This window comes from Pseudoduganella sp. GW821-FHT05F09, from assembly GCF_059419605.1.
Genome location: NZ_JBWKSD010000003.1, coordinates 86,772 through 108,302, shown reverse-complemented (window position 1 = coordinate 108,302; position 21,531 = coordinate 86,772). Strand labels below are relative to the sequence as shown.

The following is a 21,531-nucleotide window of genomic DNA, read 5'->3' as shown; positions in this document are numbered from 1 at the left end:
GGGCGCCGGCGGCGGGGCGCGGCGCGCCAGTGGTAAAATGGCAGACTGCACCGTCTTCCTTAACCTTGCTTCCCGCCTCCATGACTACTACGCCCTATTCCACTTTGTCGGCCCTGTCCCCGCTCGATGGCCGCTACGCCTCCAAGACCGACAAGCTGCGCCCCATCCTGTCCGAGTCCGGCTTCATGCACAACCGCGTGAAGGTCGAGATCAACTGGCTGCAAGCGCTGTCGCAAGCCGGTTTCGCCGAGATCAAGCCGTTCTCCGCCGCCGCCACCGCGCTGCTGGACAAGCTGGTGTCGGACTTCACGGAAGCCGACGCCGCCCGCATCAAGGAAATCGAAGCGGTCACCAACCACGACGTGAAAGCCGTCGAGTACTGGCTCAAGGAGCAAGTGAAGGACGTGCCGGAACTGGTGGCCGCTTCCGAGTTCATCCACTTCGCCTGCACCTCGGAAGACATCAACAACACCTCGCACGGCATGATGCTGAAGGACGCCCGCGACAGCGTGATGCTGCCGTCGCTGAAGGCCGTGATCGCCAGGCTGACCGAGATCGCCCACGTCAACGCCGAGCTGCCCATGCTGTCGCGCACCCACGGCCAGACCGCGTCGCCGACCACGCTGGGCAAGGAATTCGCCAACGTGGTGGCCCGCCTGCAGCGCGCCGTCAAGCGCATCGAGCAGGTTGAAATGCTGGGCAAGATGAACGGCGCCGTGGGCAACTACAACGCCCACCTGTCGGCCTACCCGTCGTTCGACTGGGCCACGTTCTCGCAGAACGTGATCGAGCAGCGCCTGGGCCTGGTGTTCAATCCCTACACCATCCAGATCGAACCGCACGACTACATGGCCGAGCTGTTCGACGCCTTCGCGCGCGTGAACACCATCCTGCTGGACCTGAACCGCGACATCTGGACCTACGTCTCGCTGGGCTACTTCAAGCAGAAGCTGAAGGCCGGCGAAATCGGTTCCTCCACCATGCCGCACAAGGTCAACCCGATCGACTTCGAAAACTCGGAAGGCAACCTGGGCCTGGCGAACGCCGTGCTCAAGCACCTGTCCGAGAAGCTGCCGGTGTCGCGCATGCAGCGCGACCTGACCGACTCGACCGTGCTGCGCAACATCGGCGTGGGCTTCGGCTACACCCTGCTGGCCTACGACAGCTGCCTGCGCGGCCTGAACAAGCTGGAAGTGAACCCGGCCCGCCTGGCGGCCGACCTGGACGCGAGCTGGGAAGTGCTGGCCGAGCCGGTGCAGACCGTGATGCGCCGCTACGCCATCGAGAACCCGTATGAGCAGCTGAAGGAGCTGACGCGCGGCAAAGGCATCTCGAAAGAGGCGCTGCGCGACTTCATCACCGGCCTGGCGATTCCGCAGGACGCCAAGGACCTGCTGCTGGCCATGACGCCGTCCAACTACATCGGCATCGCCGACAAGCTGGCCAAAGCCATCTAAACGCCGCAATGGCGGGTTACGGCGCTGCGCGCCTGACCCGCCCCTTCCGCAACATCCCCCAATCTAAGGTAGTCTTAAGCGCGATTCAGTTTTCTTTGGTATATTAGTCCTAACACGTACTAATTTCTGAAAGACACCGATGCAACGCTACTCCAAAACCGCAATGCTGCTGCACTGGCTGGTTGCCATCCTGATCATCGCCGCCTTCTTCCTGGGGCTGACGATGGTGGATATCAAAGGCTTCTCGCCGACCAAACTCAAGTACTACTCCTGGCACAAGTGGATGGGCGTGACCGTGCTGCTGCTCGCGGCCGTGCGCATCCTGTGGCGCAAGGCCAATGTGCCGCCGCCGCACCCGGCCGGCATGCCGCAATGGCAGGTCCTGGCGGCCGACTATATGCACTACGCGCTGTACTTCTTCATGTTCGCCGTGCCCGTCTCCGGCTACCTGTACACCACGGCCGCCAACGTGCCGGTGGTCTACCTCGGCCTGTGGCAGATCCCGGCCCTGTTCGAAGGCACGCCCGAGCTGAAGGAGCTGTTCAAGCCCATCCATTACTGGCTGAACATGGCCATGGCCGCCGCCGTGCTGGCCCATGCCGGCGCCGCCCTCAAGCACCATTTCATCGACCGCGACGACGTGCTCAAGCGCATGCTGCCGTCCCTGCGCAAATAACCCTTCCACCTACCCAGGAGTCACCATGAACACCACGCAACGCGCCGTACTCGTTTCCCTGCTGGGCCTGTCGCTGGCCGCCAGCGCCGCCGTCCTCAAGACCGACGCCGCCAAGTCCACCGTGTCGGCCACCTTCAAGCAGATGAACGTGCCGATCGAGTCCAAATTCAAGAAGCACAGCATCGCCATCGACTACAGCGCGGCCACGCCGGAAGCCTCCAAGGCCACGGTGGAGATCGACACCGCCAGCATGGACCTGGGCGACGCCGACATGAACAAGGAAGTGGCCAAGAAGGAATGGTTCAACTCGGCCCAGTTCCCGAAAGCCACCTTCACCTCCACCGCCATCAAGAGCGCCGGCGCCGGCAAGCTGACCGTCACCGGCAAGCTGACCATCAAGGGCAAGTCGGCCGACGTGAGCTTCCCGCTGACCGTGAAGGCCGACGGCAAGAACCAGGTCTTCGACGGCTCCCTGCCGATCAAGCGCCTGGCCTTCAATATCGGCGAAGGCGAGTGGAAGGACACCGGCATGGTGGCCGATGATGTTACGATCAAGTTCCATGTAGTGGCAGCACCGTAATTAGCAGCAGCCCCCATCCATCCAGACGGAGACACAATGAAATTCAAAGTTTTGATCGCAGCCCTGATTGCCGCCAGCGCCACCTCGGCCATGGCCGACACCTTCAACATCGACCCGAACCACACCTACCCGAGCTTCGAGGCTGACCACATGGGCCTGTCCGTCTGGCGCGGCAAGTTCGGCAAGACTACCGGCACCGTGGAGCTGGACCGCGCCGGCAAGAAGGGCAGCCTGGACATCGTGATCGACGCCAAGTCCATCGACTTCGGCCTGGAAGCGATGAACACGCACGCGCGCAAGCCGGAAATGTTCAACGTCGAGCAGTTCCCGCAGGTGACCTACAAGAGCACCTCGCTCAAGTTCGACGGCGACAAGCTGGTGGCGGTGGAAGGCAATCTGACCCTGCTGGGCGTGACCAAGCCGGTCACGCTGAACGTGAGCAAATTCAAGTGCATCATGCACCCGCGCCTGAAGCGTGAAGTGTGCGGCGCCGACGCCACCGCCGAATTCAAGCGCAGCGATTTCGGCCTGAACTACGGCCTGCCGAACTTCTCGCCGGAAGTGAAGCTGGCCATCCAGGTGGAAGCGATCAAGGCCCAATAAGCCTCGCCGCGAGCCCTCGTGCACGCCCCCGCCGCCGCAAGGCCGCGGGGGCTAGTCGTTTTTGGACGGCCGGTAATGGCTGGGCGGCGCGCCGGCCCAGGAAACGAATGCGCGCCTGAAATTGGTGGCGTCGCTATAACCCAGGCGCGCCGCGATCTCATTATTACTCAGGCCGCTGGTCTTTAAATAACTGAGCGCCAGCTGCATGCGGTGGCGCGACAGGATTTCACTGTAGGTCGTGCCTTCCGCCTCCAGCCGCCGGCGCAGCGTGCGCGCGTTGACGGCCAGTTCCTGCGCAATCTCGTCTATATTCGGAAACGCCCCCGCGCAGCCCAGCAATATCATCTGCACCGCCCCGGCGGCGGTGGCGTTGCGCGTCATCTTCTGCAGGGACTGCTCGCACAAGTCCAGCAGCATGGCGTGGGTAATCGCATCCGCTTCCGGTCGCTGTTTTACCGTCTGTATTTCGCTGAAAACGATTTCATTTCTTTCCTGCTCAAATAATATATCGCAGTTAAAAAATGCCATATATTCACCGGCATGCGGCGGGGCGGGAAAGCGCAAGCGGATACTATTAAATTCAAAACCATCGCCATATAAATCCCGCGTCATGGATTTGAAACACGACATTTTCAGCTCGATAATAAACTGGTATAAAGGATCGGTCGGGGCGCAAGCCAGATTCGGTTCAAACTCCCATTTGGCCCAGCCGCCGCTGCCGGCATAGCGCATGGTGGTCAGCGGATCGATAAGGCGGTTGTATTTGAGGACGGTTTGCAGCAGCGCGACGCGGCTGGGGCTGCTCAACAGGGCAAAGCCGAAAATACCGCAGGCGGAAGCGTTGAAGCAAGTGCCCACTTGCAGCGAAATGCTCGGTGCGTAAGCGATGGCGTTGCGCAGCACGGCCTGCATCTGGAGCACGGAAAAACGGGTGGAGGCGACCCGGATCTCCTCTGTGCCTATGCCGCTGCCTTCCAGCGCCAGCCGTGCCGGCACGCCGCGCCGCTCCAGCTCGCCGAGCAGGAATACGACCAGGTGGGCGGGGTAGCAGCGCACGCCGTGGCTGTAGGGCGCGGGCGGGGGAAAAGGCGTGGATGGGCTGGATACTGACTGATTCATCTCTCTGTTGACCTGTCCTGAATTGACCTGAAGAATGTCCGGCATAGACCTATGAGTATTTCCAAAAAGGAAGTATATTGGTCTTTCGTACAATTCAGCGCCAACTGAACCAGGCAAAAATTATAGCATTCCACGCCAAAAGACTTAACAATTTGTATCTTGTATTTTACAAATCACATTAAATAACCCGGCCGGCATTGCTGGCCGGTTTCGCAATTGATCAATTCGATGACTGTTATCAGAGCTTGTCTTTGGGGCTTGTTTGTGATCGCCTTGATACTGATCTGACGCGATTGAAAGAAGCCGGACATGCTCAAGAAAATCACGCGCGAACAGGCCCGCATCGGCATGTACGTCCACCAGCTGTGCGGCAGCTGGTACGCCCATCCGTTCTGGCAGCGCGCCTTCCTGATACGCGACGCGGCCATGCTGGCCCGGATCCAGGGCGGCGAAGTCAAGGAAATGTGGATAGACACCAGCAAGGGCATCGCCGCCGGCGACGGCCCGGCGGAAGCGGCCGCGCTGGTGGCGCGCTCGCGCGCGGCGGTCAGCCGCTTGTTCGACGCGGCCGGCCAGGCCGCCGCCCAGCTGCCCGATTCCTTGCCCTCCGCGCTGCCCGAGGCGGTGTCGTCCGCCCTGCCCGTGGTGGAGGACATCATCGGCTCCATCACCCACCATCCCGGCGCCATGCTGAGCCTGGTGCGCCTGCGCAGCAGCGACGACTACACCTATATGCATTCGGTGGCAGTGTGCGCCCTGATGGTAGCGCTAGCCAAACATATGGGCATGGAGGCCGGCGCGGTGCGCGAGTGCGGCCTGGGCGGCCTGCTGCACGACATCGGCAAGGCGGCGGTGCCGTCCGAGATCCTGAACAAGCCGGACCGGCTGAGCCGCGCCGAGTTTGAAGCCGTCAAGCTGCACCCGGTGGCGGGCCACGCGCTGCTGTGCGCGGCGGGCGGCCTGCCGGACGTGGTCACCGATATCTGCCTGCACCACCACGAGCGCTACGACGGCCGTGGCTACCCGTCCGGCCGGGCCGGCGCGGCCATCAGCCTGGAGGCGCGCATGGGCGCCGTGTGCGACGTCTACGACGCCATCACCTCGCACCGGCCCTACAAGGCGCCGTGGAGCCCGCCGGACGCGCTGCGCCGCATGGCGGACTGGACCCGCGACGGCCATTTCGATCCGGCCGTGTTCGCCGCCTTCGTGCGCTGCCTCGGCATCACGCCGGCCGCGCACTTCACCTGCGCCACCGACCCGCAGGGCGCGTGAGCGGCTTCACGGCAGCAGCAGCGAATGCTGGCTGGCCGTGTGGAAGTCGCGCCAGACGCGGTTGATTTCGCTCGCTTCGTGGGCCGCGTACAGGCCGCAGTAGGGATACAGCTCGTCCACCGCCTGGCGCGACACGGCCACCAGCGCCAGGGACGCCGCCTGCAGCGCGCCGGCGCCGTCCGCATCCAGCTGCGCGCCCGCCGCCACCTGCGCCCAGGCCTCGTCCAGCAGCCGGTAGAAGTGCGCGCGCGCGGCGCCGTAAGCCTGCTCCTTGCTGTGCAGCAGTTCGGCCACGCCGGGCGCCTCCAGCAACGGCAGGCCGGACAGGGAATGCTTGCGGCGGCCGATGGCGGGCCGGGCCAGCTGCATGAAGTGCGCAGCCATGCCGGCCACGTTGGCGGCCAGCGTGACAAAGGCCAGCGAATAGAAGGGGAAACGGTACAGCGGCCCGCGCGAGGTGGCCGCGTCCGGGCGGATGGCGAAGCCGTGATCGCGGTGCAGCCACTGGCCCTCGACGCGGTAGCTGTGCGAGGCGCTGGCGCGCATGCCCACACTGCCCCACGACGGCTCCATCTGCACCTGCGCCGCCGGGATGATGAAGGCGCGGATGCGCGGCGCGCCATGCTCGTCGAGCAGGGGCTGGCCGTGTTCGCGCAGCACGGCGTTCAGCGTGAAATGGGTGGCCATGGGCGCGCCGCTGGCGTAGTCCCAGCGGCCGGTGATGCGGTAGCCCTCGCCTTCCAGCTCGGCATGCCCGGTGGGCGCGCCGCTGCCGCCCACGCATACGCGCCGCGTGCCGATGATGGCGCGCGCCGTCCGCGGCGGCAGGAAGCCGGCGAACCAGCCCGCGCCGGCGCACAGCGTGAGCACCCAGCCCATGCTGCCGTCGACGGCGGCCACCGCTTCTTCCAGCCGCACCGCATCCGGCAAGGCCAGCTCGGCGCCGCCGCAGCTGCGCGGCGCCAGCATCTTCAGCCAGCCGCGCTGGTGCAGCAGGGCTTGCTGGACGGGGTGCAGGAAGCGCGCCGCGTCGGCGGCTGCAGCGTGGCGCAGGATGCGCTGCGCGTCGCGCCCGGCCAGCGGCGCAGCGTGGGGATGGCGGGGAGATGCGGCGGTATCGGTCATGCTGGGCTGGGCGCAGTGGCTAAGCCCAGCATTCTCGCATTATTTCTGCTCAGGCGGCGTGCCGGCCTGGTTGCGCTTGGCCACCTCGTTGCCGATGTAGCCGCCGCCGATGGCGCCCGCCACCGTGGCCAGCGTGCGGCCTTTGCCGCCGCCCACCTGGTTACCCACCAGGCCGCCCACCACCGCGCCTATGCCGATGCCGAGCGCGCTGTTCTGCGGCGCCGGTGCCGGGGCCGGGGCCGGCTGCTGGGCTACCTGCTGGCTGGCCTGCTCCTGCGCCGCAGGCTTGGCGTACTCGTGATGCACCACGGTCTTGTGGTGCACCACTTCCTTGGGCGCGGGGGCGGGAACCGGCGCCGCAGCGGGCTGCGCAGCCAGCGCGCCCGGCGCGGCGGCGCTCAACTCGGCCGGCGAACCTGCTTGCACCGCCGCAGTCACGGGCACGGTCTCCACGCTGGTTTTTGTACCAGGCAGCAAGCCGGCGAAGGCGGCGGCGCCGACCAGGCTGGCGATGGTGACCGAGGCGGCGGCAACAGCCATCAGCGGGTGGATGCGGGTGGTGGTCGAGGTGTTTTCCATTTTTATTCTCCGTAGGACAGGCGCACAATCGCGCCGATACGGTGATAACGCGCCGGAAACGCAGCCGGCTGTTGGAAAAATGTTTCCTGAGTAATCAAATGTAAGCGCCAAGTCAAAGCCGCCTGTGTACGCTGGCGCACGGACCTGCCGCCCCTTCCCACCGAGAATAGCCCCAAGGGCCAGACCCGGCCGGGCTGTCCTGTCAGTCAACCGTGAAGGGGAGCAACATGAACTTTATAATCTGGATCGTAATCGGCGGCATTATCGGCTGGCTTGCCAGCATGGTCATGAAGACCGACGCGCAGCAGGGCATCTTCCTCAATATGGTGGTGGGGATCGTGGGCGCGCTGCTGGGCGGCTGGCTGCTGTCGCCGATGTTCGGCGCCGGCACCATCAACGCCGACGACTTCAGCGCCCTGTCGCTGCTGGTTTCCTTCCTGGGCGCGGTCATCCTGCTCGGCATTGTCAACCTGATATTCCGGGGCCGCCTGCGCTAGCTTCGGCCGGCATGCACAAAAAGCCAACGTTTGTGTTGGCTTTTTGTGCACAGCAACCAAGAATATCGTTGACGGAATAGCACTCCATCAGGATACTCGGCATTTTTCCGCCCCTTGAGTGTCCTATTCAATGAATAAAACCCTGATCGCGCTCGCCATCCTGAGCACCGCAGCCCACGCCGACGAAGGCATGTGGATGCCGCAACAGCTGCCACAAGTAGCCAAGCAACTGAAAGCCGCCGGCCTGAAGCTGGACCCGTCCAAACTGACCCAGCTGACCGAGTTCCCGATGGGCGCCATCGTCAGCCTGGGCGGCTGCTCGGCCTCCTTCGTGTCGCCGCAAGGCCTGGTCGCCACCAACCACCACTGCGTCTACAACAGCGTGGCGCACAACTCCACGCCGCAGAACGACCTGCTGGCCAACGGTTTCCTGGCCAAGTCCTTCGCCGATGAAGTGCCGGCCGTGCCGGGCACGCGCATCTTCGTGACCAAGGAAGTGGTGGACGTCACCTCCAAGATCATCACCCCGGAAGTGGCCAAGCTGAGCGGCAAGAAGCGCAGCGACGCGATCGAGAAGAACCAGAAGGCCATGGTGGCCGAGTGCGAAAAAGACGAGGGCCACCGCTGCACCGTCGCCGCCTACTACGGCAGCCTGGAATACTACAAGATCAAGCAACTGGAAATCCGCGACGTGCGCCTGGTGCACGCGCCGCCGGCCGGCGTGGGCAAGTTCGGCGGCGACACCGACAACTGGATGTGGCCGCGCCACACCGGCGACTACGGCTTCTACCGCGCCTACGTGAGCAAGGACGGCAAGGCCGCCGACTTCAGCAAGGACAACGTGCCTTACGTGCCCAAGCACGTGCTGAAGCTGGCCAAGGAAGGCGTGAAAGAAGGCGACTTCATCATGGTGGCCGGCTATCCGGGCCGCACCAACCGCCACCGCCTGCCGTCGGAAGTGGACTTCACCTTCGGCTGGAACTATCCGCAGTTCGTCAAAGCGTCGGGCGACAACCTGGCCATCATCGCCGCCGAGACCAAGGACAACAAGGACAGCGCGCTGAAATACGCGGGCCAGGTCGCCGGCATCAACAACTACTACAAGAACCGCCAGGGCATGCTGGACTCCTACGCCGGCAGCGACTTCCTGGCCCGCAAGACCAAGGAACACGAAGAGCTGAAAGCCTGGGTCAACAGCGACGCCAAGCGCAAGGCCGAGTACGCGGCCGGCATCGCCCAGGTGGAAGAGCTGATCACCAAGCGCGACGCCAACGTCAAGCGCGAATTCGAACTGAGCTACTCGCAGCCTCGCCTGCTGAGCACGGCCCGCTCGCTGTACCGCCTGGCCCAGGAATCGCAAAAGCCGAACGCCGACCGCAAGGCCGGCTTCCAGGAACGCGACCTGAAGCGCTTCGAAGCGTCGGTCTCGGCACTGGTGCGCAGCTACGACGAGAAAGTGGACAAGGCGCTGGTGCTGCACCACCTGGCCAAGTACGCCGCCATGCCGAAAGCCGAACGCAACGCCAACTGGGACGCCGCCATCGGCATCGTGGACGGCATGGACGCCGCCGCGCTGAAAGCCGCCATCGACAAGCTGTACGCCGGCAGCAAGCTGGGCGACGCAGCCGAGCGCAAGGCATGGCTGGGCAAGAAGCCGGCCGACTTCCAGGCCTCGAACGACAGCTTCATCAAAGCCGCCGTCGCCATGTATGACGTGGCGATGAAGGAAGAAGCGGAAGAAGAAGAGCTGGCGGGCAGCCTGCAGCAAGCCTACTCGAGCTACATGAAGGCCAAGATCGCCTACATGAAGACCAAGGGCCAGGCCGTCTACCCGGACGCCAACAGCACCCTGCGCGTAACCTTCGGCAAGATCGCCGGCCGCCCATGGGGCACGGCCGACGGCACCGCCTGGACCGCGTTCACCACCGTCAAAGGCGTGGCCGCCAAAGCCACCGGCGAAGGCGAGTTCAACGCGCCGAAAGCCCAGCTGGACGCGATCAAGAACAAGGACTTCGGCAAATTTGTCGATCCTGCGCTGAAATCGGTGCCGGTCAACTACCTGGCCACGCTGGACATCACCGGCGGCAACTCCGGTTCGGCCGCGCTGAACGCCAAGGGCGAGTTCATCGGCCTGGCCTTCGACGGCACGCTGGACTCCATCATTTCGGACTGGGACTTCAACAACGCCAACACGCGCGACATCCAGGTCGACCTGCGCTACATGCTGTGGAACATGAAGCACGTGGACAAGGCCGACAACCTGCTGAAAGAAATGGGCGCCGAGTAAGCACAGGCGTCTGACCCGGGGCGGCCACCCGCCCCTTGAAAGCCACGCGCGCCCGACTGCCCGCGTGGCTTTTTTTCGTCCGCACGCATCAGGCCGGGGCCAGCTTCAGGCCGGCGATGCAAGCGATGATGGCGGCGATCAGCAGCAGGCGCAACGGGCTGGCGCTCTCGCCGAAGGCGGCGATGCCGATCAGCGCTGCGCCCGCCGCGCCCAGGCCGGTGAAGACGGCGAAGGCCGTGCCTACCGGGAGCTGCCTGAGCGATATCGCCAGCAGGGCGATGGCGCCGTTGGCGAACACCAGGCCCGCCACGCTGGGCCAGAAGCGGGTCCAGCCTTCGGCGTACTTCAAGGCCACCGCCATCGCGATGTCCACCAGCGCGGCGGCCAGCAGTATCATCCAGGCCATGTCACTGCCCCTTGGCCTGCGCCATGCCGCGCCGCGTGGCGGGACGCTGCGCGATGCGCTCCAGCCATGCGGACACCGCCGGGTACTCGGCCATGTCCAGTCCCAGTTCGTGGTGCGAGGCCAGCCACGGCCAGGTGGCGATGTCGGCGATGCTGTAGCTGCCGCCCGCCAGCCAGGCACGCGAGGCCAGCCGCTGCTCGTACACGCCGTACAGGCGGCGCACTTCGCGGCCGTAGCGCTCCAGCGCCTGCCCGTTGGGCGGTGCGGTGCAAGCGCCGTGGCGGAACCACCAAAGCTGGCCCAGCATCGGCCCCACGCTGCCCACTTGCATGAACAGCCATTGCAGCACCTCGCTGCGCGCCGCGCCGTCCTTGGGCAGCAGGCGCCCGGCCTTGTCGGCCAGGTGTATCAGGATGGCGCCGGATTCGAAGATGGACTGGCCGTCATCGACCAGCAACGGGATCTTGTGGTTGGGGCTCATGGCGGCGAATTCCGGCTGGTGCTGCTGGCCGGCGTTCAGGTCCAGCAGGCGCAGTTCATGCGCCAGTTCCAGCTCTTGCAGGGCGATGGTGATTTTCTGGCCATTCGGGGTATCGGCGGTGTACAGCGTGATCATGGTGCGGCTCCTTGTGTAGTGACGGAGCCAGTATAGGTTCTGCAAAAACGCATTAAAATTAGCAAAAACTGCCAAATGGTTCTGCAAAAATGCACAACATGGATTGGGACGACCTGCGCTGCTTTATCGCCATGTGCCGGGGCGGCAGCGTGTCCGCCGCAGCGCGCGAGCTGGGCGTGAACCACTCGACCGTGCTGCGCCGCCTGGACAGCCTGGAGCGCGACCTGGCCGTGCGCTTGTTCGAGCGCTTCCAGTCCGGCTATGCGATCACGCCGGCCGGCGAGACGCTGCAGGCACGCCTGGCCGGCGTGGAGGAGCAGATCGCCTCGGCCCGCAGCGCCGTCGCCGGCCATGACCAGCAGCTGGAAGGCGAAATCCGCATCACCACCACCGACACGCTGGCGCGCAGCCTGCTCATGCCCAGCCTGGCGCGCTTCCGCCAGCGCCATCCCGGCGTGCGCCTGCAACTGGTGCTGAACAACGCCTTCCTGAACCTGAACCGGCGCGAGGCCGACGTGGCGCTGCGCCCGTCCAACACGCCGCCGGACACCCTGGTGGGCCGCCGCCTCGGCGCACTGTCCAGCGCCATTTACGCCTCGCACGGCTACCTGAAGGCTGCCGCGAAGCGTGGCGTCGGCGGCACAGGCCCGGACCACTGGGCCGCCCACGACTGGATCGGCCTGGATGACACGCTGGCCCACCTAGAGCAGTCCCGCTGGCTGGCGCAGGCGGTGCCGCCCGAGCGCATCCGCATGCGCGTGGACAGCCTGCTGGCCATGGTGGACGCGGCGCGCGACGGCATGGGCATGGCGCCGCTGCTGTGCCACCTGGCCGACGCCGAGCGCCGCCTGCAGCGCGTGGCCGGGCCGGACCCGCGCTTCGACACCGGCCTGTGGCTGCTGACCCACCGCGACCTGAAAGACACCGCGCGCATCAAAGCGCTGACCCGGTTCCTCTACGAAGACCTGGGCGCAGCGCTGGGCGGCGACTTGCGCTAAAGTTAGGCTTGCTCATACACCAACAACAGGAGAACCACATGTCCGCCAAAAAAATCGCCGTCCTGATCGGCAGCCTGCGCAAGGATTCCATCAACCGCAAGTTCGCCCACGAGCTGATCGCCCTGGCGCCCGCCTCGCTGGCATTCGAGTTCGTCGACATCGGCGGCCTGGCGCTGTACAACCAGGACCTGGACGACGAAGGCCAGGCGCCCGCCGCCTGGACCGCCTTCCGCGACACGCTGGCCAAGGTGGACGGCGTGCTGATCGTCTCGCCCGAATACAACCGCTCCATGCCGGCCGCCGTCAAGAACGCGCTCGACGTGGGCTCGCGCCCGGCGGGCAAGAGCATCTGGGGCGGCAAGGCCGGCGGCGTGGTGACGGTGTCGCCGGGCGGCGTGGGCGGCTTCGGCGCCAACCACGCCATCCGCCAGTCGCTGGTGGCGCTCAACGTGGCCACCATGCCCGCGCCGGAAGCCTATATCGGCGGCGCCACCAAGATGCTGGGCGAGGACGGCAAGGTGAACAACGAGCAGACCCGCGAAGTGCTGCGCAAATTCATCACCGCCTACGCCGCCTGGGTGGAAAAGAACGGCCCGCAGTAAGCCGCCGGCGCGGGGGAGCCGCCTCCCCCAATGCTACAATTCGGCTCTGATTCAGCGCCTACCCGGCGCGCTTTCACCACCATACCGCTGAGATCCAGACGCCATGCACCCAGAAATGCTCACGCCCTACGAAAAGGGCAACCGTAACCAGACCACCCTTTGGACCGACTGCATCGCCTTCTACGAGGAGCTGGCGCGCCGCTTCCCGCAGGTGCTGCGCTTTGAACAGATAGGCGTGTCGGACGGCGGCATTCCGGTGCACCGCGGCGTGGTGAGCGCCGACGGCGTGTTCGGCCGCGACGAGATCAAGGCCGCCGGCCGCACCGTCTTCTTCAACAACAACGGCATCCACCCCGGCGAGCCGGAAGGCGTGGACGCCTGCATGGCCCTGGTGCGCGACTTCTGCTACGAGCCGGCCAGGCTGGCCGCGCTGGGCGAAACCGTGTTCCTGTTCATCCCCGTGTACAACGTGGACGGCTGCCTGAACCGCGCCAACACCTCGCGCGTGAACCAGGACGGCCCCGAGCAGTTCGGCTTCCGCGGCAACAGCCGCCACCTGGACCTGAACCGCGACTTCGTCAAGTGCGACACCCTGAACGCCAGGCTGTTCAACCAGCTGATCGCATCGTGGCAGCCGGACGTGATGGTGGACACCCACACCTCCAACGGCGCCGACTATCCGTACACCATGACGCTGATCCACACCCAGGCCGACAAGCTGGGTTACGGCCTCGGCCCCTTCCTGCGCAACACCATGCTGCCCGCCATCTACGCGGAGATGGAGCAGCGCGGCTGGCCGACCTGTCCCTACGTGAATCCGGTGCAGGACACGCCGGACGACGGCATCGCCGAATTCCTGGAAGTGCCGCGCTTCTCCACCGGCTTCGCGGCGCTGCACCACGTGATCGGCTTCATGCCCGAGACGCATATGCTCAAGCCCTTCGCGGACCGCTACGACTCCATGCGCGCGCTGGTGGAAACCACGCTGGCCTTCACCGTGCAGCACGGCGCCGAGATCAAGCGCCTGCGCGCCGAAGCCAAGGCCGCAGGCCGCAAGCAGGCCGCCTGGCCGGTGATGTGGCAGATGGACGAGGACAAGCCTGCCACCTTCCGCTTCAAGGGCTACGCCGCCAAGCGCCATCCTAGCGTGATCGGCAACTACACCCGTTTGTCCTACGACCGCAGCCAGCCGTGGGAAAAGGACATCGCCTACTACAACAGCTTCCCCGCCAGCGTCACCGTGCGCGCGCCGAAAGCCTACGTGGTGCCGCAGCAGTGGCGCGAAGCCATCGAGCGCCTGCAGTGGAACGGCGTGCAGATGACGCGCGTTGAAAAAGCCGAAACGGTGGCAGCGCAGTACTACCACATCGCCTCCGTGCAATCGCGCCCCACCGCCTACGAAGGCCATATGTTCCACGACGGCGTGGAAGTGGAAGCGCGCAGCGGCAGCTTCCAGCTCAGCGTGGGCGACTACATCGTCTCCCTGGACCAGGACAACGCCCGCTACGCGGTCGAGACGCTGGAGCCGCAAGGCCACGACAGCTTCTTCCGCTGGGGCTTCTTCAACAGCGTGCTGGAAAAGAAGGAAGCCTTCTCGGACTACGTATTCGAAGACCTGGCGCTGGAAATGCTGGAGACCGAACCCGAGCTGAAAGCCAAGTTCGAAGCGTGGAAGCAGGCCAACCCGGCGCTGCTGTCCGACCAGGACGCGGTGCTGCACTTCATCTTCCATCACGGTAAACGGCACGCCGAACCGGAATGGCGCCGCTACCCTGTGCTGTCGATCCTGTAAGAGATCGATGCACTACGCACTCAACCTGCGGACCTTCTTCTACAGCCATTACTTCCACCTGGGCCTGCGCTTCGCGGCAGGCCTGGTCGGCGTCACCATCATCGCGCAGCAGTTCGCCGGCATGGCCGTCGCCATGACGGTGTGCATAGGCGCGCTGTGCACGGCGCTGATGGACATGCCCAGTCCGTTGAAGCACAAGTTCAACGAGATGCTGGCGTCGGTGCTGCTGTGTACCGCCGTGACCCTGCTCATCAGCCTGTGCGGCCCGGTGCCGTGGCTGCTGATGACCATGCTGGTGCTGGTGAGCTTCTTCGCCAGCATGATGGTGGTGTACGGGAAGAAGTCCATGCCCCTGCAGCTCGCCACGCTGTTCATCATGACCATGTCCATGGAACACCAGATGACGGCGCGCGAGTCCTTCCGCCACGCCGGCCTGTTCCTGCTCGGCAGCGTGGCCTATCTGGGCTACGCCATGGCGCTGGCCTGGCTGCTGCGCCACCGCATCAAGCAGCAGGTGCTGGCCGAGGCGCTGTTCGAGCTGGCGGCCTATATCGACATCAAGGCCGACTTCTACGACACGCGCTACAACCTCACCGAACAGTTCAACAAACTGGTGCGGCACCAGGCCTTGCTGGCGGACCGCCAGCAAGCCTCGCGCGACCTGATACTGCGCAGCCACCAGAACCGCAAGGACGCCATCGTGGTGCAGATCCACGTCTGCATGCTGGACCTGTACGAGCAGATCCTGTCCACGCACACCGACTACGCCCTGCTGCGCACCCACCTGGCCGACGCGCCGGTGCTGGCAACCCTGCACGACCTGGCCTACAAGGCCGCGCGCGATATTGAATCGGTGGGCTATGCGGTCACGCGCAAGCTGCCGTCGCACGCCGCCATCAGCTACGCGCCGGAGATGGAGGCGCTGGAAGCGGCCATCGCCCAGCTGCAGGCGGACGCCAACGCGGGCAAGCCCGCCGGAGAAGCGCTGGCCGTGCTGCGCGCGCAGCGCAACAAGATCCGCGCCATCATCCGCATGATAGGCGAGCTGCACGTGGCCAGCCAGAAGGAGTACGAAGGCACGCCGTTCTGGGTGGACGCCGACATGCAGCCCTTCCTGTCGCAGCAGAAGTACGAACTGCAGCTGATGCTGTCGCACTTCCGCATGGACTCGCCCATCTTCCGCTTTTCGCTGCGGGTGGCGATGGCGATCGCCGCCGGGCTGGCGGTGGGCCATGTGCTGCCGTATGCGGCGCACAGCTACTGGATCGTGCTCACCATCGTCATCATCCTCAAGCCCAGCTTCAGCATGACCAAGCAGCGGCGCAGCGACCGCATCGTCGGCACCATCATCGGCTGCGTCATCACGGCGCTGATACTGAAGTTTGTGGAGGCGCAGGCCGTCATCATCGGCATCCTGATCCTGGCCACGGTGGCCACGCCCACCTTCATCTATGTGCGCTACCGCTATGCGGCGATTGCGGTGTCCATCATGATACTGCTGCAGATGCACCTGATCGCGCCGGGTAACACCAGCCTGATCACCGAGCGCCTGGTGGACACCTTCATCGGCGCGGCGGTGGCCACCGTGTTCAGCTTCGTGCTGGCCAACTGGGAGTACCAGACCTTGCCGCGCCTGATACGGCAGGTGCTGGACGTGAACCTGCGCTACATGCAGGCCTCGTTCGACCTGCTGCAAGGGAAAAGCCGCAACGACTTCCCTTACCGCATCGAGCGCAAGCGGCTGATGGACAGCCTGGCGGGCCTGAGCGCGGCGCTGGTGCGCATGCTGGACGAACCGGCCAGCAAGCAGCGCGCGGCCGAGGACATCAACCTGTTCATCGTGCAGAACTACCTGCTGGTGGCGCATGTGGCGGCCCTGCGCGCCATCCTGCGGCGGCACGTGAAGGACATTCCGGCGGACGCGGTCAACGCCATGCTGGCGCACAGCCACGCGCAAGTGTTCCATACCCTGTCGCGCGCGCTGGCGCAGCACGGTCAGCCGATGTCGCCGCTGCCGGCGCAACCCACACAACCCGCGCCGCAGCCGGCAGCGGAAACCGGCGCGCAGACCGCCGTCGCCTGGTCCGGCTGGCCGGTGGTGCAGCGGCGCATCCGGCTGCTGCAGGCGGATGCGGACAAGATCATCGTTCACAGCGAGGCGATCGTCCGCAACGTCTCCATCAGCGCCATGTGATGTGTAGCGCACATAGCGCGCGGGAAGACGGGCCTACAATCAGCTAAGCCCAAACTGAACGGAAGCCATCCCATGAAACAGCTGATGCTAGTCTGCAGCGGCCTGCACGCCATGATCGCGCTGCTGTTCGGCGCCGGGGCGCTGTTCCTGGTTGCGATTGCAGCCCGCATGGGCTGGCACGCGGCGGGCGGCGACTTCGGGCTCACGGCGGCGCAGGAAGTGATCGAAGCGATCGGCATCCTGGCCGCCGCCGTGGTGGCGCTGCAAATCGCCGAAACCATCATCGAAGAAGAAGTGGTGCGCGACGCCGACATCAGCGCGCCGACCCGCGTGCGGCGCTTCCTGTCGCGCTTCTTCGTGGTGGTGGTGGTGGCGCTGGCCATCGAAGGCCTGGTCGCCACGTTCCGCGCCGTCCACGACGACGCCGGCGACCTGCTCTACGTCGCCGCGCTGATCGCCAGCGTCGGCGTGCTGCTGGCCTCCTGGGGCATCTTCATCCACCTGAACCGCTCAGCCGAAGAACTCGAACCCGCCGCCATGGAGCAGGCCCAGGCCGAGGACCACAAAGTCCAACCTTGAGTCCCTGCTGACCTTGAATAACCGTATCCCATGGAATACGGTTATTCATATTCAAACTCTAAAGAGCGGATGATGGCTGAGAAATTTTCCCGCTGGGAGCCGGCGGAGGATCTGCAGACCGACGAGGATATTGCGGCTTACTTCGCCATCTGCGTCGAGGAAGATCCCGGCGATGGCAGCCTGATACGCCTGGCGCTGGGCACTATCGCCCGCGCGCGCAGCATGACCCAGCTTGCCAGGGACACGGGGCTGGCCCGCGAGAGCCTCTACAAGGCTCTATCCGCTGAAGGCAACCCGGAATTCACGACCATCATGAAGGTTGTCAAGGCACTCGGTTTATCGTTTGGCCCCGGCCGTGCTTAGCGCGACGCGGGCGGCGGCGAGGTCCCAGGCGGCGCAGCCGACTGTCTTGAAGATCACCGCTTCCTTGTCGGCCATCGGGGATGCGTCCAGCGCCTGGGCGATGCCTTGCACCTGGGACCAGTCGGCGCCGGCTTGCAGCAGGTCGCCGGCTTCGTGGCGGGCGCCTTCGGGGTCGTCGACGTAGACGCGGCTGGCCAGCACGGTGGCGGGGGCGATTTCGGCGACGTCGGGCTTGAAGGCGCCGACGGCGATGATCAGCCGGCCGGCGCGCGCCGGGTGCAGGTAGACCGGCTGCTTGCTGGTGGTGCCGGTGATGACCACATCGATGTCGTCCGCCAGCTCGGCAACGTCGGCCGCCGCCGGCCGGTGCGCCGCATGCAGGTGCTCGGCGATGAAGCGCCCGGCGGAGGCGCCGGTGCGGCCGCCTATGCTGATGGCGGCGTGCGGGTAGACGACGGACAGCGCCTGCGCGTGGTTCAGCGCCTGCGTGCCGGTGCCGACCAGCAGCACGTGGCGCGGCGCGCGGCCCAGCAGCGTGGCGATGCCGAGCATGGACAGCGCGGCCGTGCGGCGCCCGGTGACGGTGGCGCCGTCCAGCGTGAGGACGATGGCGCCGGTGGCGGCGTCCAGCACGCTGACCTGGCCCGCAATGGTGGGCAGGCCGCGCGCGCTGTTGCCCGGCACGACGGTGATCAGCTTGTGGACGGCGATGTCGGGCGCGGTGGCGACCATGGACAGGATCACGCCGCCGCCGGCCAGCGGCACCACTTGCCGCGCCGGACAGGCTATGATGCCCTGCGCGGCCTGAGCCACGGCCAGGCGCAGCGCGTCCACCAGTGCGGGGAATGGAATCAGCGCGGCGGTGTCTGCGGCGCCGAGCGCGGGCTGCGGCTGCGGAGGAAGGGACTGCTGCATGGCGTCTCCAGGTGCGGCGCACGCTTGATCGCGTGCGGCGTCCTTATTATCATAACAGCCAGTATTGTTACCTTGCTATGGAAGATGTCCTCATTCTGTCAGAGCTGTGGCGCATGCTGCGCCAAATTCCGCGTGTCGTTCTATTGGGGTGAAACGGATGCCCATCCGGGCGGCACCGTGCCGCAGCGCATGGTGATCCCGATCTCGCCGCACCTGGTGGCGATGCGCGGCACCGAGCACCGGCCTTCGCGCTGCTCGGCGCTGGAAGGCGAAGTCGGCCAACAGGTCGGCTGTTCCATTTATCCCCTGCGCTCCAGCACCTGCCGCGAGTTCGAGGCGGGCACGCCGGCCTGCAACGCGGCGCGCGCCCATTACGGCCTGGCCGAGATCGAGGCCGAACCGGCCTAGGCGTGGCAGACGCGGTTGCGGCCGGATTCCTTGGCCTGGTACAGCAGCGCGTCCGCCTTTTGCAGCATGGCTTCGGCGGTGCCCACCGCGTAGTCGGCGAACACGCCCATGCTCATGGTGACTTTCAGGCCGGGCTCCACTTCGTGCCACGGGTGCTGCTCGATGATCTGGCGCAGCTTGTCGCACAGCGCGGCCGCTTGCGGCAGGTCGGTTTCCGGCAGCGCCAGCACAAACTCCTCGCCGCCGTAGCGCGCCACCAGGTCGCTCAGCCGCACGTGCTGGCGCAGGATGGCGCCCACCTGGCGCAGCACCGCGTCGCCGGTGGCGTGCGAGTAGTTGTCGTTGATCTTCTTGAAGAAGTCGATGTCGCCGATCACCAGGCTTAGCGGCCGCTTGTGGCGCACGGCCTGGTTGTACAGGCTGTTGGCCTGCTCGTCGAAGTGGCGGCGGTTGTACAGGTTGGTCAGCGCGTCGCGGATGCTCAGTTCCCGCAGCTGGTCGGCCTGCTCCAGTATGGTCTGGTGCGACGCTTGCAGTTCTTCGTGGCTGCGCGCCAGCTGTTCGCTCATTTCGTTGAAGGCGCTGGCCAGCGTGGCCACTTCGTCCTTGCCCTGCACCGGCACTTGCTGGCGCAGGGAGCCGCCGTGCATGGCGCGCACCGCGTTGGTGAGGTGGCTCAGGCGGCTGCTCAGGCCCCGGCTCAGCGCCAGGCCGAGGCCCAGCGCCAGCACGGCGGCGCCGGCGGCGCCCGCCGCCAGCGAGGAGCGCATCGCGTCCAGGAATTCGAGTTCCTGGCGGGTGGGCGTGACCACGCCTTCGGTGGAGACGTAAGCGGCCACTTTGCCGTTCACTTCGATCGGGCGGGCTTGGGCGCGGGCGCCTTCGGGCAGGATGGTGTCGCGGCCGTATTGGCCGGCGCCCAGCAGCACTTTGTAGTCGGCGTCGGTCAGCACGAAGCGGTAAGGGTGGGCGTCGCGCTGGCGGTCGGGGCCGCCACGGCCGCGTTCGGGATCGCCGTCGGGACCGCGCGGGCGCGGGCCGTCAGGGCGGTCGCCGCCTTCGCCGCGCGGGCCGTCGCGCTGGGCGTCCGGCTGGCCGTCGCGCGCGGCATCGGGCTGCTGCGGGCCGTGGGCGGGCGGCGACTGGCGGGCGGCGGCGCGCCAGATGCGGGGCGCGGCCAGGTCGTCCGCCTGCGATGAACGCTCGGCAGCCGGCTGCGCGCGGGTGTCCGGCGCAGCGCGGCGGTCGTCGGACTCGGGACGGCGGGGCGCGGGCTGGCCACGGCGCTCGTCGGAGTCGGGGCGGCGGCCGTCGGGCGGCGCACGCCGGTCATCGTATTCGGAGCGGCGGCCGTCTGGCGGGCCACTGCGCTCATCGGATTCGGGGCGGCGGCCATCGGGCGGGCCACGGCGTTCGTCGAATTCGGGGCGGCGGCCATCGGGCGGGCCACGGCGTTCATCGGATTCAGGGCGGCGGCCGTCGGGAGGAGCGCGGCGGTCGTCGGGGCGCGGCGGGCGGGCGCCGTTTTCGGCTGGCAGCGCATCTGCGCGCGGGCCGGGCGGCGGGAAGCCGGCGTCGGGCGCGGGCTTCCCGCGCGATTGCAGGTCGATGCCAGGCGGCATACGCTCCAGCAGGTCGCTCGGGCGTTCGCCGTCCGGCGCTGCATCGCCGTGGCGCTCGGTGCGCTGCAGGAAGCGGTCGAACGACTCGGTGGAAATCGCGGTTTTCCAGTCGCCGTACTCGGTCAGGTAGGCCGTCATGTACTTGTGGAAGTGTTCGGCGGCCTGCTTGCTCCGTATGGTGTCGAATTTCTTGTTGACGCTGGCATAAGTCAAGCCACCCACTACCGCCACCGCTGCCAGTCCGGTCAGCAGCAGCGCCAGCATCAATTTGATACGCAAAGACATTCCCTATCCCCTGTTTTTAATTGCTTTTGAGCTATCAATAATACAGCAGAGCCACACCCCTGCGCCTCTCTCTTGCGGAGAGATATAGCGATTATTTATAGGCCACATCACAAATGAAAAGTTTATTTATGGGCGTGCGGCACTTATACTGCACTGCAACATCGCACACATTGGAGCACATTATGAGCACCGCCAGCAATCTGACTTTCGACAGCTTCCCGCAAAATAGCTATTTCACCAACGTTGGCCGCGCAGCACGCGGCCTGGTCGCCGCCCTGCTGGCGCAGAAGCCTGCCGCCGCCCCGGTGCAGCGCAGCACGCCGCAGCCGACCCTGTTCGAGCTGGCTAGCCGCCCGCAGGCGAATATGCCCAACCTGATGAACGAGCTGCACTTCATGGCTTCGCGGGGTTGATGATGGAACTGATCGCACTGTTCACCACCGTCGTCGGCGCCGCCGTCGTGGCCGCCCGCATCTGCCTGCAGCCTGCGCTGGACCGCTCGCTGGAAGAGCTGGAAACGCTGGCCAAGGCGCACTAAGCCGCACCAGGCTTCACC

At 65.9% G+C, this 21,531-nt stretch carries 23 protein-coding genes; 16 read left to right on the top strand and 7 right to left on the bottom strand.

Annotated features, from left to right (window positions below; translation table 11 throughout):
• Window positions 1-80: 80 nt before the first annotated feature.
• From purB to AC07S4_RS10255, 4 genes are all read left to right on the top strand, one after another.
• On the top strand, window positions 81-1,457 hold the full coding sequence (gene purB / locus AC07S4_RS10270; protein ID WP_494986550.1) for an adenylosuccinate lyase: 1,377 nt from the start codon (window positions 81-83) through the stop codon (window positions 1,455-1,457).
• 139 nt (window positions 1,458-1,596) lie between these two features.
• Window positions 1,597-2,133, top strand: coding sequence for a cytochrome b (locus tag AC07S4_RS10265; RefSeq protein ID WP_494986549.1), 537 nt, complete (start codon window positions 1,597-1,599; stop codon window positions 2,131-2,133).
• Window positions 2,134-2,158: 25 nt separating this feature from the next.
• On the top strand, window positions 2,159-2,713 hold the full coding sequence (locus tag AC07S4_RS10260) for a YceI family protein (RefSeq protein ID WP_494986548.1): 555 nt from the start codon (window positions 2,159-2,161) through the stop codon (window positions 2,711-2,713).
• Between the two features lie 36 nt (window positions 2,714-2,749).
• Entirely contained in the window at window positions 2,750-3,316 is a 567-nt protein-coding gene (locus AC07S4_RS10255; RefSeq protein WP_494986547.1) for a YceI family protein, read from the top strand.
• Window positions 3,317-3,367: 51 nt separating this feature from the next.
• On the opposite strand, the gene AC07S4_RS10250 is transcribed toward AC07S4_RS10255, so the two are convergent.
• A complete protein-coding gene (locus AC07S4_RS10250; protein WP_494986546.1) occupies window positions 3,368-4,528 on the bottom strand; it encodes an AraC family transcriptional regulator in 1,161 nt (386 codons plus the stop codon).
• A gap of 216 nt (window positions 4,529-4,744) precedes the next feature.
• Between AC07S4_RS10250 and AC07S4_RS10245 the strand changes: the two genes are divergently transcribed.
• Window positions 4,745-5,707, top strand: a complete 963-nt coding sequence (locus AC07S4_RS10245; RefSeq protein ID WP_494986545.1) for an HD-GYP domain-containing protein — start codon at window positions 4,745-4,747, stop codon at window positions 5,705-5,707.
• A gap of 6 nt (window positions 5,708-5,713) precedes the next feature.
• Here AC07S4_RS10245 and AC07S4_RS10240 read toward each other — a convergent pair whose 3' ends face one another.
• Together AC07S4_RS10240 and AC07S4_RS10235 are read right to left on the bottom strand one after the other, a co-directional pair.
• Window positions 5,714-6,832, bottom strand: coding sequence for an acyl-CoA dehydrogenase family protein (locus AC07S4_RS10240; protein ID WP_494986544.1), 1,119 nt, complete (start codon window positions 6,830-6,832; stop codon window positions 5,714-5,716).
• Window positions 6,833-6,871: 39 nt separating this feature from the next.
• Entirely contained in the window at window positions 6,872-7,411 is a 540-nt protein-coding gene (locus AC07S4_RS10235) for a glycine zipper 2TM domain-containing protein (RefSeq protein WP_494986543.1), read from the bottom strand.
• Window positions 7,412-7,638: 227 nt separating this feature from the next.
• On the opposite strand from AC07S4_RS10235, the gene AC07S4_RS10230 reads away from it, so the two are divergent.
• A complete protein-coding gene (locus tag AC07S4_RS10230; protein ID WP_494986542.1) occupies window positions 7,639-7,908 on the top strand; it encodes a GlsB/YeaQ/YmgE family stress response membrane protein in 270 nt (89 codons plus the stop codon).
• A 130-nt stretch (window positions 7,909-8,038) separates the two neighbouring features.
• Window positions 8,039-10,195, top strand: coding sequence for a S46 family peptidase (locus AC07S4_RS10225; RefSeq protein ID WP_228894014.1), 2,157 nt, complete (start codon window positions 8,039-8,041; stop codon window positions 10,193-10,195).
• Between the two features lie 88 nt (window positions 10,196-10,283).
• Here AC07S4_RS10225 and AC07S4_RS10220 read toward each other — a convergent pair whose 3' ends face one another.
• Window positions 10,284-10,601, bottom strand: a complete 318-nt coding sequence (locus AC07S4_RS10220) for a DMT family transporter (protein ID WP_494986541.1) — start codon at window positions 10,599-10,601, stop codon at window positions 10,284-10,286.
• A 1-nt stretch (window position 10,602) separates the two neighbouring features.
• Window positions 10,603-11,217 carry a glutathione S-transferase family protein gene (locus AC07S4_RS10215; RefSeq protein ID WP_494986540.1) on the bottom strand — a complete coding sequence of 205 codons (615 nt, stop codon included), beginning with the start codon at window positions 11,215-11,217 and terminating at the stop codon, window positions 10,603-10,605.
• 89 nt (window positions 11,218-11,306) lie between these two features.
• Here AC07S4_RS10215 and AC07S4_RS10210 point away from each other — a divergent pair, with 89 nt between their 5' ends.
• The 6 genes from AC07S4_RS10210 (at window position 11,307) to AC07S4_RS10185 (ending at window position 17,745) form a co-directional block, all read left to right on the top strand.
• Window positions 11,307-12,215, top strand: a complete 909-nt coding sequence (locus AC07S4_RS10210; protein ID WP_494986539.1) for a LysR family transcriptional regulator — start codon at window positions 11,307-11,309, stop codon at window positions 12,213-12,215.
• A 38-nt stretch (window positions 12,216-12,253) separates the two neighbouring features.
• Entirely contained in the window at window positions 12,254-12,817 is a 564-nt protein-coding gene (locus AC07S4_RS10205; RefSeq protein ID WP_494986538.1) for an NADPH-dependent FMN reductase, read from the top strand.
• A gap of 103 nt (window positions 12,818-12,920) precedes the next feature.
• The gene (locus AC07S4_RS10200; protein ID WP_494986537.1) at window positions 12,921-14,609 is read left to right on the top strand and encodes a M14 family zinc carboxypeptidase; all 1,689 of its coding nucleotides are present in this window, start codon (window positions 12,921-12,923) and stop codon (window positions 14,607-14,609) included.
• Between the two features lie 7 nt (window positions 14,610-14,616).
• The gene (locus AC07S4_RS10195; protein ID WP_494986536.1) at window positions 14,617-16,803 is read left to right on the top strand and encodes an FUSC family protein; all 2,187 of its coding nucleotides are present in this window, start codon (window positions 14,617-14,619) and stop codon (window positions 16,801-16,803) included.
• 72 nt (window positions 16,804-16,875) lie between these two features.
• Complete coding sequence (locus AC07S4_RS10190) at window positions 16,876-17,382, top strand: hypothetical protein (protein ID WP_494986535.1); 507 nt, start codon at window positions 16,876-16,878, stop codon at window positions 17,380-17,382.
• Window positions 17,383-17,451: 69 nt separating this feature from the next.
• Window positions 17,452-17,745 carry an addiction module antidote protein gene (locus AC07S4_RS10185; RefSeq protein ID WP_494987129.1) on the top strand — a complete coding sequence of 98 codons (294 nt, stop codon included), beginning with the start codon at window positions 17,452-17,454 and terminating at the stop codon, window positions 17,743-17,745.
• Here AC07S4_RS10185 and lhpI read toward each other — a convergent pair.
• Window positions 17,719-18,660 (bottom strand): bifunctional Delta(1)-pyrroline-2-carboxylate/Delta(1)-piperideine-2-carboxylate reductase, encoded by a 942-nt coding sequence (gene lhpI / locus AC07S4_RS10180; protein WP_494986534.1) that lies wholly within the window; start codon window positions 18,658-18,660, stop codon window positions 17,719-17,721. The genes AC07S4_RS10185 and lhpI overlap by 27 nt on opposite strands.
• 84 nt (window positions 18,661-18,744) lie before the next feature.
• Here lhpI and AC07S4_RS10175 point away from each other — a divergent pair, with 84 nt between their 5' ends.
• Window positions 18,745-19,068, top strand: coding sequence for a YkgJ family cysteine cluster protein (locus AC07S4_RS10175; RefSeq protein WP_494986533.1), 324 nt, complete (start codon window positions 18,745-18,747; stop codon window positions 19,066-19,068).
• Here AC07S4_RS10175 and AC07S4_RS10170 read toward each other — a convergent pair.
• The gene (locus AC07S4_RS10170; protein ID WP_494986532.1) at window positions 19,065-20,975 is read right to left on the bottom strand and encodes a sensor domain-containing diguanylate cyclase; all 1,911 of its coding nucleotides are present in this window, start codon (window positions 20,973-20,975) and stop codon (window positions 19,065-19,067) included. The genes AC07S4_RS10175 and AC07S4_RS10170 overlap by 4 nt on opposite strands.
• Before the next feature lie 182 nt (window positions 20,976-21,157).
• On the opposite strand from AC07S4_RS10170, the gene AC07S4_RS10165 reads away from it, so the two are divergent.
• Together AC07S4_RS10165 and AC07S4_RS10160 are read left to right on the top strand one after the other, a co-directional pair.
• On the top strand, window positions 21,158-21,388 hold the full coding sequence (locus tag AC07S4_RS10165) for a hypothetical protein (protein WP_494986531.1): 231 nt from the start codon (window positions 21,158-21,160) through the stop codon (window positions 21,386-21,388).
• Complete coding sequence (locus AC07S4_RS10160; RefSeq protein WP_494986530.1) at window positions 21,388-21,513, top strand: hypothetical protein; 126 nt, start codon at window positions 21,388-21,390, stop codon at window positions 21,511-21,513. The genes AC07S4_RS10165 and AC07S4_RS10160 overlap by 1 nt, the downstream gene beginning before the upstream one ends.
• The last annotated feature ends 18 nt before the right edge of the window (window positions 21,514-21,531 follow it).